Origin of the sequence: Streptomyces sp. NPDC007863 (assembly GCF_040633895.1) — a bacterium.
In the GTDB taxonomy this organism is placed as follows: Bacteria; Actinomycetota; Actinomycetes; order Streptomycetales; family Streptomycetaceae; genus Streptomyces.
In genome coordinates this window covers 247,258-261,074 of record NZ_JBEYEI010000006.1, presented here as the reverse complement: position 1 = coordinate 261,074, position 13,817 = coordinate 247,258, and the positions used below count along the sequence as shown (strand labels likewise).

Here is a 13,817-nt window from a genome sequence, read left to right as displayed (position 1 = left end):
CCGCCGCCCCTGCGGATGCGAAACGCGCCGAACCGGGTGACCCTGCCAGTACCAGGAGGTCACAATGCGTTCAGGTCCCCTCGCTCTCCGTGCCGCAGGGGCGGCACTGGCTCTGGTGCTCGTTCCCGGCGCCGCCACCGCCCTCGCCCACGACGGCGTCCAGGTCACCGTCACCCCGTCCACCGCCGCACCCGGAGCCGACGTCGACGTCCGCGCCCAGGGGTGCAAGGGCACCACCGGCGCCGCCAAGTCCCCGGCGTTCGTCGCGGACGCCGAGCTCACCGGCCGGGACGGCGGCGCCTACGCCCTCTTCGGCGGCGCCACCGTCCGCACGGGCCTTCAGGACGGCACGTACAAGGTCACCGTCACCTGCGACGGCCACGACCACCCCGACGTCGGCACTTTCACCGTCCGCCACCACCAGGACCGGCCGAGCCACCGCCCGGACCCGGCGGTCCCGGTCGCCCCGGTCCGCGCGGGCGGCGGCGGCACCGCGGCCTTCGCGGCCCCCGCCGCGCCCGGCGTCGCCCAGACGGCGAGCGAGGACGGCCTCGGCACCCCGTACACCCTGCTCGGCCTCGGCATGGCCGCCGTCGCCGCCGTCGCGGTCGCCTTCCGGAGCTCCCGCCGCCGGCGTACGGAATAGGCGTGGCCGCGTCGAGCCGCCCGGTCACCGGCGTGGCCTGGGCGGTCCTGCTCCTCGGCCTCTGGCTCTGGGGCCAGGACACCGTCCGCGGCCCGGGCGGCAGCTCGGCCCCCACCCACGGCGACATAGCCGCCGTCGGCCGCCCGCTCGGCGTGCCCCTGCCCCCGTCCCGCCCGCCGATGTCCGGGGCCGCGGAGCCCCGCCGCGTCGAGCTCCCCGCCCTCGGCATCGACGCCCCCGTCGTCCCCCGGGGCCTCGACGCCACCGGGGCGGTCGACCCGCCGCCGTACGAGCTGCCGCACACCGTCGGCTGGTACGGCCCCGGCACCACGCCCGGCGCGGCGGGCCCCGCGCTCCTCGTCGGCCACGTCGACACCGAGACCCGGCCCGCCGTCTTCTACGGCCTCAGCGCCACCCGCCCCGGCGAGACCGTCCGCGTCACCCGGACGGACGGTTCCGTCGCGGTCTTCACCGTCGACGACGTCTCCGTCGTCCCCCGCGACGCCTTCGACGCCGGCAAGGTCTACGGCCCGCACGACCCCACCCGCTCCGAACTCCGCCTCATCACCTGCGGCGGCACCTTCGACCACACCACCGGCACCTACACGGCCAACGTGGTCGTCTCGGCCTACCTGACGGCCACGGAGTAGCGCCCCGCCGCCGCTCCGTTGTGGGCCCCGGTTCCGCCAGGGCGTTGCCCACCCGTCGCCGCCGTTCCGTTGTGGGCAATCGTTCCGCTGGGGCGATGGGGGTCCCCCTGCTCGAGCGAAGCCGAGAGCTCGGGGGAGGGTGGGCACAACGGAACGGCGCCCTTTGCGGGTGCCTCCGCACCTGCGCCTGAACCCGCACCCGCACCGCGCCGTACAGCAGGTGCGGCTTCAGGCGCGTAAAGCCGAGGCGCGGCAGACGGGCGCGTTTGGGTGCAGGGACGGCGGCGACCGCGGAGGGCCCTGCCTCGCGTGGGTTCGGGGAGCCGCGTGCCACGATGGGCGCGACTCCGTCACCCCGAACGCGCCCCGAGGCCCGCATGCCCGCACGCCGAGCCCCCGCCGCCGCCCTCGCCCTCCTCGCCGCGGCGGCCTGCGCACGCGCGAGCGCCGCCCCCGCCCCGCCCCCGGCGGCAGACGCCCCCTACTGGGTGAACCCCGACGGGAAGGCCGCCCGGGCCGCCGCCGCCCACCGCGCCGCCGGCCGCGCCGCCGAGGCCGCGCTGCTCGACCGGATCGCGACCCGCCCCGCAGCGGAGTGGATCGGCACCGACCGCCCCGAGGCGGAGGCCCGGACCCTCACCGAGGCCGCGACGAAGGCCGGCCGGGCCTCACTGCTCGTCCTCTACGACATCCCGCACCGCGACTGCGGCCTGCACTCGGCCGGCGGCGCGCCCGACCGGAAGGCGTACCTCGCCTGGGTGGACGCCGTCGCCCGGGGGATCGGCCCGCGCCGGGCGACGGTGGTCCTGGAGCCGGACGCGGTGATGCACATGATCGACGGCTGCGCCCCCGCCGAGCACCACGCCGAGCGGTACGCCCTGCTCAAGGCCGCCGTCGAGCGCCTCCAGCGGCAGCCGGGGACCACCGTCCACCTGGACGCGGGCAACGCCGGCTGGGCCGCGCCGGAGAAGCTGGCCGACCCCCTCCGGCGGGCCGGCATCGCATCCGCCGACGGCTTCGCGGTGAACGTCTCGAACTACCGCACGACCAAGGAGAGCGTGGCGTACGGTCGCACGCTCTCCGCCCTGGTCGGCGGCAAGCCCTTCGTCGTCGACACCAGCCGCAACGGAAACGGCCCCTACACGGCGGGCGACCCGGCGGAGAACTGGTGCAACCCGCCGGGCCGCGCCCTCGGCGAGCCGCCGACCCTGCGCACGGGCGACCCGCTGGTCCGCGCCTATCTGTGGATCAAGCGGCCGGGAGAGTCGGACGGGGAGTGCCGGGGCGGCCCGCGCGCGGGGGAGTGGTTCGACTCCTACGCCCTGGAACTGGCCCGCAACGCACGGTAGTTGAGCCACGACAACAAGAAGGCCCCTCGCTTTCGCGAGGGGCCTTCTCTGTCGGTGCGCCGCCAGGGACTCGAACCCCGGACCCGCTGATTAAGAGTCAGCTGCTCTAACCAACTGAGCTAGCGGCGCCTGCTGACAGAGATAACTCTACCCGACCTCCAGGGGTGCTCCCGACCAACAGTCGCCCCTTCCGTCCCGCCCTCCGGCCTGTCGGATGGTCGTATCAGGCCGTTGATCCGTCAAAATGCGATTTGTCCAGACAGTTGAGAAACTGGCGCCCGAAACGAGGCCCAAAGGGATCTTGACGAGTGTGGAGGGGATCACATGAGCAGCGTGCCGGCCTTCGAGGAATTCGAACCCGCGCCCGACTGCGGCTGCCCGGGCTGCGCCCGGCACCGCCGCGACCTCGCCCTGGGGCTGCCGGTCCGCGCGGGCGGTCACCCGGCGGCCCACGGCGCCCGCCGGGCCCTGGTCCTGGTGACGGCGGCGGGCGCGGTGCTGGGCGGGGGAGGGGCGAGCGGCATCGCCACCGCCCTCGTGCCCGTGGCCCCGTCCGACGCGGCGGGCACGGCGGACGCGGCGGACGCCGCCCTGGGCGCCGACACCCCGCAGGGCGGCCGCGCCCCGCTGCACGGCCCGCCCGCCGCGCAGGCCGACGGCGGACCGACCCCGGGCGCCGTCCCGACGACCAGTCAGATCTCGACGGAGACGCTGCGGAAGACGACCCGCACGGAGATCATCAACCGGGCCAAGACCTGGGTCACGGCCCAGGTGCCGTACTCGATGGAGAAGTACTGGTCGGACGGGTACCGCCAGGACTGCTCCGGCTACATCTCCATGGCCTGGAACCTGCGCAGCAACGAGTGGACCGGCAGCCTCGACCGCTTCGCCGTCCGCATCGACCGGACCCAGCTCCAGCCCGGCGACATCCTGCTCTTCCACAACCCGGCCAACCCGACCCGCGGCTCGCACGTGACGATCTTCGGCGGCTGGACGGACTACACCCACACGTCGTACATCGCGTACGAGCAGACCAAGCCGCGCACCCGGAAGCAGGCCACGCCCATGGCGTACTGGGAGAACTCCTCCCGGTACGTGGCGTACCGCTACAAGGGCCTGGCCGGCGGCGGCACCGGCGCGGGCGGCGGGGCGACGGCACCGCCGACGGGCACGGTGGCGTACCCCGGCGGTGCGAAGTTCGGGCCCGGCGCGAACAACGCGCACGTGACGCGGCTCGGACAGATGCTGATCCAGCGCGGCGCCCAGCGCTTCTACGCGGCCGGGGCCGGTCCGAAGTGGAGCGAGGCCGACCGCAGGGCGACCCAGGCGTTCCAGCGCGCCCAGGGCTGGAAGGGCACGGAGGCGGACGGCCTGCCGGGCCCGCACACCTGGGCGCTGCTCGTCTCGGGGAAGGGCAAGGACATCGGCGGTTCGAGTGGTTCGAGCGGTCCGAGCACAGATGCGAACGGGTTCCCCGGGCGTGGCTCCTTCCGTCCGGGCCAATCCAACGCATATGTGGAGAAGCTGGGCAAACAACTGGTGAAGCGGGGCTTCGGCAAGCACTACCTGTCGGGACCCGGTCCGCGCTGGACGGAGGCGGACCGCCGCAACGTCGAGGCGTTCCAGCGGGCACAGGGCTGGCGCGGCGCAGCGGCCGACGGCTACCCGGGCCCGGAGACCTGGCGGCGTTTGTTCCGATGACCCCGAGAGCATGAGGTGGACCCCGAATGACGGCAGCACCCCCCAACGACTCCGGCGCGGCGGCCTCCCGCGACGCCGCGCGCACGGCCCGCCGCCTCACCGACGGCACCCTCCCCCGCCGCCCTCCCACCGAGGCTTCCGCGGACCCCGCACCGGCCGCGGCGGAGCCCCCCACACCCACCGTCCACCCACCGTCCCCCCCGACCCCGACACCCACCGCCCCACCGGGACACCCCCAGGCCACCCCGCCGCCCACACCGACACCCGTCACCCCCGCGCCGGCCACCCCGGCGCCCACGGGGCCCACGCCGACCATGCCGACACCCGCCGGGCCCGCGCCGGTCACCCCGGCGCCCGTCGGCCCCGCGCCGGTCACCCCGGCGCCCGTGGGGCCCGCGCCGGCCACCCCGGCGACCGGCGCGGGCCCTGCGGCCGCGCCCGCGCCCGCGGGCCCCGCGCCGGTCGCGCCCGTGGCCCCGCCGGGGAATCCCGGCGTGGCGGGCCCGACGCCCGCCGCCCGCGAGGCGGGTGGCGCGGTGTCGCCTACGGTCGCGGCCGCGGTCGAGGTCGCGCCGGGCCAGGCCACGCCCCCGGCGCCCGTCGGCACAGCCGGTGCCCCGGAGGGCTCGGCCCGCGTGGAGACCCTGGCCGGTCCGGCCCCGGCGCAGGGCTCCGGTTCGCCGGCCGGTTCGCACGCGGCGGCGGAGCCTGCGGCCCCTGCCCGGCCGGGCGATCCCGTCGCCGCGGCGGCCCTGGAGCCGGCCGCCCGTGAGGCGGGTGCGGTGTCGCGTTCGGCGGCCGTCGCGCCGGGCCGGACCAAGGCCCCGGTGCCGGACGGTCCTCGGGCGACCCCGGCTCCCGCGGGCGCGGGGCCCGCCTCGGCTTCGGCGGGCGTCGTTCCCGCTCGGGCGGCCGCCGCCGCGGCCGCGGCCCGTGTCGCGGAGGGCTCGGCGGGGGCGGCTTCGGCGGGTTCCGGTTCCGGGGCCGCGTCGGGGCGGACCCGGGGCGGTGAGGGGGTCGGTGTGTTCAAGGAGGAGCGGGAGTTGCTCGACTTCGGGCGGATCACCGGGATGCGGGTCGCGTCGGTCGCGGTACCGGTCGCGGGAGTGGGGCGGTTGCCGCGCCGGAAGAACCTCATCGGGGCGGAGACGACCGGGTCGATCCCGGTCCATCTGCTCTTCCGTGCCGGTGCCGGTGCCGGTGCCGCCGCCGTCGCCGACGACGGCGGCCCCGACACCGTCGCCATGGCGCCGCCCGCCGCGCGGAAGGCGAAGCAGACCGTCATCCCGAGGCCCACGACCAAGCACGCCCGCCCCGGCCCCGCGCGCCCCGCGCCGACGGCCGATCCGGCGCTGGTGGAGCGGCCGGCGGCGGTGCTGCCGGGCTGGGTCGGCATCGTCGGCGGGCTGCTCGCGCTGGTGGGGTGCGCGGCCGTCGTGTGGTGGGCGGGCGCCGTCCCCGCCGAGCTCGCGCGCATGCTGGGCCTGCCCCCGCGCCCGTACCACGGCATCCACCTCGCCCAGTGGGCGCTGCTGGCGCTCGGCGTGCTGGTGCTGCTGTTCGCGGTGGGCGGCCTCGGCCGGGGCCGGGTCGGGTACGCCTGGGTGCTGACGCTGTTCGGCGAGTACCGCGGCACCGTCCGCCGTACCGGACTGGTGTGGGCGAGCCCGCTGCTGCTGCGCCGCCGGGTGGACGTCCGGCTCCGCCACTGGCGCAGCGAGCCGCTGCCGGCGGTGGACGCGAAGGGCACCGCCCTGGACGTGACGGTCCTCGTGGTGTGGCGGGTCAGGGACACCGTCCGCGCGGCGCTCGGGGTCGACGGCCACGAGGACTACCTGCGCGAGCAGGTGGAGGCGGCGATGGCCCGGGTGCTGTCGCAGCTGCCGGCCGACGCGTTCCACGAGGACGCGCCGACGCTCCGGGACGCGGAGGCGGTCGGCGAGGCGCTGACCCGGATGCTGTCGGCGGAGTGCGCCCCGGTCGGCCTGGACGTGTTCTCGGCGCAGCCGACGAGGATCGAGTACGCCCCCGAGGTCGCGGAGGCGATGCGCCGCCGCCGGATCGCGGCGATCGACGCGAAGCACCGGGACAGCGTCCTGACGTCGGTGGTGGACGCGGTGGACGACGTGGTCCACCGGCTGACCAGTCGTGGTCTGGTCGAGCTGGACGACTACGAGCGGAAGGCGCTGGTGAAGGACCTGACGGTGGCGTTCTACACGGGCCGCGGCGGCCCGGGGGAGGGTGCCTGACGGCCGGTTCGGGTCTCCGTCACGAGGGCGGTCGGGTCTTCCCGGCCGCCCTCGCCGTTGGTATGGACATGTTCAACTTCCGTCCCTACCTTGGTACTTGGTCTAGACCTAAACCGTTCCCTCGGCATAATCCGGATGATCCGGCGCCACCCGCATCACCCCGTACCACCCCGCACCACCGGCACCACCCCGCACGCGTGCAGCACGGCCCACGGGCATCACAGAACTCCCCCACGTTCTCCCTGGAGCGACAGCATGCGCAAAAAGACAGGGCTGGCCGCCGTGGCGCTCGGCGTCACGGCCGCCTCCCTCTTCGCCACCAGCACCGCGAACAGCCACGGCTACACCGACTCCCCGATCAGCCGCCAGAAGCTCTGCGCCAACGGCACCGTGACGAACTGCGGCTCCATCCAGTGGGAGCCGCAGTCGGTCGAGGGGCTCAAGGGCTTCCCGGCCGCCGGTCCCGCCGACGGCACCATCTGCGCCGGCGGGAACTCCCGCTTCGCGCAGCTGGACGACCCGCGCGGCGGCGCCTGGCCGGCGACCAGGGTCACCGCGGGCCAGAGCTACAGCTTCCGCTGGCAGTTCACGGCCCGTCACGCGACCACGGACTTCCGGTACTACATCACCAAGAACGGCTGGAACCCGAACAGCAAGCTCACCCGGGCCCAGCTCGACTCCCAGCCGTTCCTCACCGTCCCGTACAACAACCAGCAGCCGCCGTCGACGCTCTCGCACTCCGGGACCATCCCGGCGGGCAAGACGGGGCGCCACCTGATCCTGGCGGTGTGGACGATCGCGGACACCGCGAACGCCTTCTACGCCTGCTCGGACGTTCAGTTCTGACGTAGCGTCAGTTACAGTCCGGGCCATGACGGCCAGGAAGGTCAGCACGGTCACGACACGGGCGGGCGCGGACACCGTCGCGGAGCTCATACGGCGCCGCTGGGGCGACCACCGGACCGGGCTGCGGGACGAGCACCACACCCTCAGCCACCACCGGGCCGCCGCCGGCGCCGCCGCGCGGGCCGCCCTGCTCGTGGACCTGATGCCACCCCGGCCGGGGGGCGAGCCGCACCTCGGCCTGCTGCTCGACAACACGCCGGAGTACCCGCTCTGGCTCGGCGCGGCGGCCCTCGCGGGGGCCGCCGTCGCCGGTCTCAACCCCACCCGCCGCGGCGCCGAACTGGCCCGCGACATCACCCACACCGCCTGCCGGGTCCTCGTCACCCAGCGCGCCCACCTGCCGCTCCTCGACGGCCTGCCGCTGCCGGGCGTACGCGTCCTGGTCACCGACACCGAGGCGTACGGCGAGCTCCTCGCGCCCTACGCGGACGCCCGCCCCGGCGACGCCGTCCTCGGCCCGGTGACCCCCGCCACCCGCTACCTCCTCACCTTCACCTCCGGCTCGACCGGCGCCCCGAAGGCCGCGCTCCGCAGCCAGGGCGCGGTGGCGTCGGCCGGCACCTCGCTCGCCCGCGCGTTCTCCGTCACGCCCGACGACACCCACTACGTCTGCATGCCGATGTTCCACGGCAACGCCGTCATCGCGGACTGGGCCCCGGCCCTCGCCGCCGGCGCCGGGATCGCCCTCCGCGCCCGCTTCTCCGCCTCCCGCTTCCTCCCGGACGTCCGCTGCTTCGACGCCACGTACTTCACCTACGTGGGCCGCGCCATCCAGTACGTCCTCGCCACGGCCCCCGGCCCCCACGACCGCGACCACCGGCTCCGCCTCGGCTTCGGCACCGAGGCCGGCCCGGCCGACGCGGCCCGCTTCCGCGAACGCTTCGGGGTGCCACTGGTCGAGGGATACGGCTCCTCCGAGGGCGGCGCGTCGATCCAGCGCACCCCCGACACCCCGCCCGGCGCGATCGGCCGCGCCGCGCCCGGCGACGACCTGGCCGTCGTCGACCCCGAGACCCTCCGCGAATGCCCGCCGTCCCGCTTCTCGCCCACCGGCCGCCTCCTCAACGCCGACGCGGCCATCGGCGAACTCGTCAACCGCGGCGGCACCGGCACCTTCGAGGGCTACTGGCGCAACCCCGCCGCCGAGGCCGCCCGCCGCCGCGCCGGCTGGTACTGGACCGGCGACCTCTTCCACCGCGACGACGCCGGCTACCTCTACTTCGCGGGCCGCACCGACGACCGGCTCCGCGTCGACGGCGAGAACCTCGCCGCCGCCATGATCGAGGCGATCCTCTCCCGCTGGCGGCGAGCGGCGGGCGTCGCCGTCTACGCCGTCCCCGACCCGGTCTCCGGCGACCAGGTCATGGCGGCCCTCGCCCTCCACCCCGGCGCCGCCTTCGACCCGGCGGACTTCGCCGCCTTCCTCGCCGCACAGCCCGACCTCGGCACGAAGATGCCCCCGCGCTTCGTCCGCGTCGCCCCCGCCCTCCCCCTCACGGCCACCAACAAGATCCACCGCGTGGCGCTGCGCCGCGCGTCCTTCCTCTGCGCGGACCCGGTCTGGTGGCGCCCGACGCCCGCCTCCCCGTACGAACCCCTCACCGCCGCCGCGCTCGCGGACCTGCGCGCGCAGTACCGCCGCCACGGCCGCGAACTGGCGTGACCCCCGGCCCCGCCGGGGGTAGGCCCAGCCCCACCCCCGCCGCACCCCCCACCCCCATGGCCCGCCCCGGCGGCCCCGCCTACGGTGGGCGGTCATGGAAGAAGTACGTGACGTGCGGCGGGCGCTCGCGCCGCGGCCCCCGCGGTTTCCGTTCGGGGCCCGGCCGTGGCGGGCCGCCGGCTATCTCGTCACCGGGGTCGTCGGCGGGGTGCTCGTCTGCGCCGTCCTCCTCGTCCTGCTGCTCGCCTCCCTCCTGCTCGTCGGGATCCCGCTGCTGCTGTTCGGCGGGGTGGCGCTCGGCGGGGCCGAGCGGCTGCGGCTGCGGCTCGTGGACCGGCGGCCGGTGCCCGACCCGCACCGGGTGCCCGCCGCGCCCGGGCTCGGGGCCTGGGTGCGGACGCGGGCGGGGGAGCGGGCGACCTGGCGGGAGCTCGCGTACGGGCTGCTGCTCGGCACCGTCCTGTGGCCGCTCGACGCCCTCGTCCTCGCCGTCGCCCTCGGCGCGCCCGCCACGCTGCTCGCCGCGCCGGTGCTGCTCGCCGTCGACGGGGAGGAGACCAAGCTGCTCAAGAGCGTGCTGGTGACCTCGTATCCCGGGGCCTTCGCCGGCGCCCTCGTCGGCGCGCTCGCGCTGCTCGTGCTCTCGTACCCCCTCGGTCTGTACGCCGCCGGGCGCGGCGCGCTCGCCCGGCGGCTGCTCGGGGCGCGGCCCCGGGACGGGCTCGGGGAGGTCATCGCCTCGCGGGCCCGGCTCGTCGACGCCTTCGAGGCCGAGCGGCGGCGGATCGAGCGGGATCTGCACGACGGCGCCCAGCACCGGCTCGTCGCGCTCAGCATGACCCTCGGGCTCGCCCGGCTCGACGCGCCGCCGGGCGGGCCGCTGGCCGAGCGGCTCGCGCAGGCGCAGGAGGAGGCGGGGCAGGTCCTGGCCGAGCTGCGGGAGCTGATCCACGGGATCCATCCGCAGGTCCTCGCCGACTACGGGCTCGGGCCGGCGCTCGCGGACGCGGCCGACCGGACCGCCGTCCCCGTCGACTGCGCGCTCGGCTCCCTGCCCCGGCTGCCCGTCGCCGTCGAGAGCGCCGCGTACTTCACCGGCCGGGAGGCGCTCGCCAACGTCGACCGGCACAGCGGTGCCTCCCGCGCCCGCCTCACCGGCCGGCACGACGGCCGCGTCCTCGTCCTCACCGTCGAGGACGACGGGCACGGCGGCGCCGACCCGGCCCGCGGCTCCGGGCTCACCGGACTCGCCGACCGGCTCGCCGTCCTCGATGGCACACTGACGATCACCAGCCCGCCGGGCGGGCCGACGGTCCTACGAGTGGAGATCCCGTGCCGCGTCAGCTCCGCGTCGTCCTCGCCGAGGACGGTGTCCTCCTCCGCGAGGGACTGATCGGGCTCCTGGCCCGTTTCGGCCACGAGGTGGTCGCCGCGGTCGGGGACGCGGAGGCGCTGCGCGCGGCGGTCGCCGCCCACGACCCGGACGTCGTCCTCACCGACGTGCGGATGCCGCCCGGCTTCCAGGACGAGGGGCTGCGGGCCGCCGTCGCCCTGCGCGCCGAGCGCCCCGGCCTGCCGGTCCTCGTCCTCAGCCAGTACGTGCAGCGGGACTACGCCGCCGATCTCCTCGACTCGGGCGACGGCACCGGCGTCGGCTATCTGCTCAAGGACCGGGTGGGGCAGGTGGAGGAGTTCGTGGACGCCCTGGACCGGGTCGCCGCGGGCGGCACGGTCGTCGACCCGGAGGTCGTACGGCAGCTGCTGCGCCGCCGCCGGGACCCGCTCGCCGCGCTGACCCCGCGCGAGCGGGAGGTCCTGGCGCTGGTCGCGGAGGGGCACTCCAACGGCGAGGTGGCCCGCCGGCTCGTCGTCACCGAGGCCGCCGTCGGCAAGCACATCGGCAACATCCTGGCCAAGCTCGACCTGCCGCCGGCCGAGGACACCCACCGCCGGGTCCTCGCCGTCCTCGCCTACCTCCAGGCGTGACGGACCCGGCGGGGCACGCAGAAGAGGCCCCCCGCTTTCGCGAGGAGCCTCTTCCTGTCGGTGCGCCGCCAGGGACTCGAACCCCGGACCCGCTGATTAAGAGTCAGCTGCTCTAACCAACTGAGCTAGCGGCGCCTGCTGACAGAGAAAATACTACCTGGTCCCGACGGGTGCTCGTGACCACCCCGCCGGGGCCACCCCGGCGGGACCTCGCTCCGGGCGCCTCAGATCGCCAGCGACAGCACCACCGGGGCCGCCCGCCGGTTCAGCGTGTCGGCGGCCGAGCGCAGCCGGTGGGCGTGCTCGATCGGGAGCGAGAGCGCCAGGCAGCCGACGGCGGAGCCGGCCGTGAGCGGCACCGCGGCGCAGACCGTGCCGACCGCGTACTCCTGGAGGTCGAGGACCGGGACGGTCGGCGGCTGGCTGTCCAGCTTGGAGAAGAGCACCTTCTCGTTGGTGATCGTCCGCGAGGTGAGGCGGGCGATCTTGTGCCGGGAGAGGTGGTCGCGCCGGCCGTTGAGGTCGAGCTGGGTGAGCAGGCACTTGCCGACCGCGCTGGCGTGGGCGGCCGAGCGGAAGTCCACCCACTCGTTGACCTTGGGCGTGCGCGGCCCGTCGGCGAACTGGGTGATCTTCACCTCGCCGTCGATGTACCGGCTGATGTAGACGGCGGCGCCGACGGAGTCGCGCAGCTCGGTGAGGGTCTCCTGGAGCTTGGCCTCCAGGGCCTCGCGGCGGGTCGAGCCGGAGCCGAGGAGGACCAGGGAGTCCCCGATGACGTACGCGCCGTCGGAGACCTGTTCGACGTACCCCTCGCGCCGGAGCATGAGGAGCAGCGACGAGAGGTGGTGGACGGGCAGTCCGGCCTCCCGGGCGATCTGGACGTCCGACACCCCGCCGCCGTGCCGCGAGACCGTCTCGAGGACGCGCAGGGCGTATTGCGCCGAGTGGAACGGCGCGGTGGGCTCGGGCTTCAGCGCCACGGTTTCCCCCTACCAGGTTGTGACCGCAAGCTTCCGTACCACGATAGCCGCCAAGGGCCGTTTACGGGGCGGCTGTTGGCGAGAATCGTGCGGAGGAACCCCGTCCTGTGCAGGGGCGCGCCACTCTGGCATATGACATGGGCATGAGTGACGGAAAGAGAGGGAGGTCAGGGCGGCGCCGAACGTCGCTCGCGCAGGCGTTCGGGCGGCGGGCGGACGAAGATTTTCTGCGGGGAAGCGGACCCGGACGCCGATCCTCCGGTGGCCGGAATGTGACCCCCGCCATCCGGTTCGCGCCCTTCGTCCCGTAATCGGGCGGCATGGAATAAGTGCCACCGCACCCCTGTTGCCGCACGGATGGACGTACTCGATGGAGGAAGGACCGGACGGTGAGCGAGACCGGCACCCAGTCAGCGGCAGGCACGGCGGACGGACCCGTGGGGGACGCCATACGCGGGGAGGCCCTGGGCTTTGCCCCCGTACCCCTCTCCGTCCTCGATCTGGTGACCGTGGGCAGTGGCTCCACCGCGAGCCGGGCGCTCGCCACCAGCGTGGAGCTGAGCCGGCTCGCCGAGCGGCGCGGCTACCACCGGCACTGGGTGGCCGAGCACCACTCGATGCCCGGGGTCGCCTCCTCCTCCCCGGCCGTGATCCTCGCCCACCTCGCCGCCCACACCCGCCGCATCCGGCTCGGCTCCGGCGGCGTGATGCTCCCCAACCACGCCCCGCTGGTGATCGCCGAGCAGTTCGGCACCCTGGAGGCGCTCGCCCCGGGCCGGATCGACCTCGGCCTCGGCCGCGCCCCCGGCACCGACGGCGCCACCGCCGCCGCCCTGCGCCGCACCGACACGCTCAACGAGGGCGCCGACGACTTCCCGGAGCAGCTCGCCGAGCTGACCCGGTTCCTCGACGACGACTTCCCGGACGGGCACCGCTACGCCCGGATCCACGCCGTGCCCGGCCCGGTGCAGGGTCCGAAGGGCCGGCCGCCGGTCTGGCTGCTCGGCTCCTCCGGCTTCAGCGCCCGGCTCGCCGGACTCCTCGGGCTGCCCTTCGCCTTCGCCCACCACTTCTCCGCCCGCCACACGATCCCGGCGCTCGACCTCTACCGGCAGTCCTTCCGGCCCTCCGCCGTGCTCGACGCGCCCTACAGCCTCATCGGCGTCGGCGTCCTCGCCGCCGACGAGGAGCGGGAGGCGCACCGCCAGGTGCTCACCGGCGCGCTGTCGATGCTGCGGCTGCGCACCGGCCGGCCGGGGCTGATCCCGACGCCGGAGGAGGCGGAGGCGTACGGATTCAGCCCGGCGGAGCGGGAGTTCACCGACAGCTGGCTGGCGAACGTCGTGTACGGCACCCCGGACGCGGTCCGCGACGGCCTGGACGAGCTGCGGAAGCGGACCGGCGCCGACGAGCTGATGCTGACGGCCAACGTGCACGGCGCCGAGGCCCGGCTGCGGAGCTACGAACTCGTCGCGGACGCCTACGACCTGCCGCGGCTCGGCTGAATCCCGGGTTCCGAATGGGCGACTGGTTCACCGTCGAACCACCTCACCGGCTTCCCTAAAGAAACCTTAAACCGCTCGTCACACATGGTGGCGAGCGGTTTCGTTTTGTGCTGCACGCCTCTGACGAGGGCTTTCACCCTCGAATTGGTCTAGTCCTCAATCTGGTTCAGACCATTGAC

Annotated in this window: 11 protein-coding genes and 2 tRNA genes; 10 read left to right on the top strand and 3 right to left on the bottom strand. The window is 75.3% G+C overall.

Features of this window, described 5'->3' with window-relative positions; translation table 11 throughout:
• The first annotated feature begins 64 nt into the window (after positions 1–64).
• The 3 genes from ABZ621_RS12225 to ABZ621_RS12215 all read left to right on the top strand — a co-directional run bounded on the left by ABZ621_RS12225 (position 65) and on the right by ABZ621_RS12215 (position 2,645).
• Positions 65–646: a hypothetical protein gene (locus tag ABZ621_RS12225; RefSeq protein ID WP_360603386.1), complete on the top strand. Its 582-nt coding sequence runs from the start codon at positions 65–67 to the stop codon at positions 644–646.
• Positions 647–648: 2 nt separating this feature from the next.
• Positions 649–1,296 (top strand): class F sortase, encoded by a 648-nt coding sequence (locus tag ABZ621_RS12220; RefSeq protein ID WP_360603384.1) that lies wholly within the window; start codon positions 649–651, stop codon positions 1,294–1,296.
• A 377-nt stretch (positions 1,297–1,673) separates the two neighbouring features.
• Positions 1,674–2,645 (top strand): glycoside hydrolase family 6 protein, encoded by a 972-nt coding sequence (locus ABZ621_RS12215; protein WP_360603382.1) that lies wholly within the window; start codon positions 1,674–1,676, stop codon positions 2,643–2,645.
• Positions 2,646–2,700: 55 nt separating this feature from the next.
• Here the strand turns inward: ABZ621_RS12215 and ABZ621_RS12210 are convergent.
• Positions 2,701–2,774 (bottom strand) — tRNA-Lys (locus ABZ621_RS12210).
• 195 nt (positions 2,775–2,969) lie between these two features.
• Here ABZ621_RS12210 and ABZ621_RS12205 point away from each other — a divergent pair.
• From ABZ621_RS12205 to ABZ621_RS12180, 6 genes are all read left to right on the top strand, one after another.
• Complete coding sequence (locus tag ABZ621_RS12205; RefSeq protein ID WP_360603380.1) at positions 2,970–4,346, top strand: peptidoglycan-binding protein; 1,377 nt, start codon at positions 2,970–2,972, stop codon at positions 4,344–4,346.
• A gap of 26 nt (positions 4,347–4,372) precedes the next feature.
• The gene (locus tag ABZ621_RS12200) at positions 4,373–6,595 is read left to right on the top strand and encodes an SPFH domain-containing protein (protein ID WP_360603378.1); all 2,223 of its coding nucleotides are present in this window, start codon (positions 4,373–4,375) and stop codon (positions 6,593–6,595) included.
• Positions 6,596–6,850: 255 nt separating this feature from the next.
• Complete coding sequence (locus ABZ621_RS12195; protein WP_360603376.1) at positions 6,851–7,441, top strand: lytic polysaccharide monooxygenase; 591 nt, start codon at positions 6,851–6,853, stop codon at positions 7,439–7,441.
• A gap of 25 nt (positions 7,442–7,466) precedes the next feature.
• The gene (locus ABZ621_RS12190) at positions 7,467–9,164 is read left to right on the top strand and encodes an AMP-binding protein (RefSeq protein WP_360603374.1); all 1,698 of its coding nucleotides are present in this window, start codon (positions 7,467–7,469) and stop codon (positions 9,162–9,164) included.
• A gap of 94 nt (positions 9,165–9,258) precedes the next feature.
• On the top strand, positions 9,259–10,557 hold the full coding sequence (locus ABZ621_RS12185) for a sensor domain-containing protein (protein WP_360603372.1): 1,299 nt from the start codon (positions 9,259–9,261) through the stop codon (positions 10,555–10,557).
• Complete coding sequence (locus ABZ621_RS12180) at positions 10,497–11,150, top strand: response regulator transcription factor (protein WP_359523836.1); 654 nt, start codon at positions 10,497–10,499, stop codon at positions 11,148–11,150. Before ABZ621_RS12185 ends, ABZ621_RS12180 begins: the two co-directional genes overlap by 61 nt.
• 61 nt (positions 11,151–11,211) lie before the next feature.
• Here the strand turns inward: ABZ621_RS12180 and ABZ621_RS12175 are convergent.
• Positions 11,212–11,285 (bottom strand) — tRNA-Lys (locus ABZ621_RS12175).
• A gap of 89 nt (positions 11,286–11,374) precedes the next feature.
• Entirely contained in the window at positions 11,375–12,133 is a 759-nt protein-coding gene (locus tag ABZ621_RS12170) for an IclR family transcriptional regulator C-terminal domain-containing protein (protein WP_360603370.1), read from the bottom strand.
• Between the two features lie 437 nt (positions 12,134–12,570).
• On the opposite strand from ABZ621_RS12170, the gene ABZ621_RS12165 reads away from it, so the two are divergent.
• Positions 12,571–13,638, top strand: coding sequence for an LLM class flavin-dependent oxidoreductase (locus ABZ621_RS12165; protein ID WP_360603561.1), 1,068 nt, complete (start codon positions 12,571–12,573; stop codon positions 13,636–13,638).
• Positions 13,639–13,817: the final 179 nt, after the last annotated feature.

Excerpts from the sequence above, each read along its gene's own strand:
- ABZ621_RS12225 (WP_360603386.1), top strand. The coding sequence starts at position 65 with ATGCGTTCAGGTCCCCTCGCTCTCCGTGCCGCAGGGGCGGCACTGGCT.
- ABZ621_RS12215 (WP_360603382.1), top strand. The coding sequence starts at position 1,674 with ATGCCCGCACGCCGAGCCCCCGCCGCCGCCCTCGCCCTCCTCGCCGCG.
- ABZ621_RS12205 (WP_360603380.1), top strand. The coding sequence starts at position 2,970 with ATGAGCAGCGTGCCGGCCTTCGAGGAATTCGAACCCGCGCCCGACTGC.
- ABZ621_RS12200 (WP_360603378.1), top strand. The coding sequence starts at position 4,373 with ATGACGGCAGCACCCCCCAACGACTCCGGCGCGGCGGCCTCCCGCGAC.
- ABZ621_RS12195 (WP_360603376.1), top strand. The coding sequence starts at position 6,851 with ATGCGCAAAAAGACAGGGCTGGCCGCCGTGGCGCTCGGCGTCACGGCC.
- ABZ621_RS12190 (WP_360603374.1), top strand. The coding sequence starts at position 7,467 with ATGACGGCCAGGAAGGTCAGCACGGTCACGACACGGGCGGGCGCGGAC.
- ABZ621_RS12185 (WP_360603372.1), top strand. The coding sequence starts at position 9,259 with ATGGAAGAAGTACGTGACGTGCGGCGGGCGCTCGCGCCGCGGCCCCCG.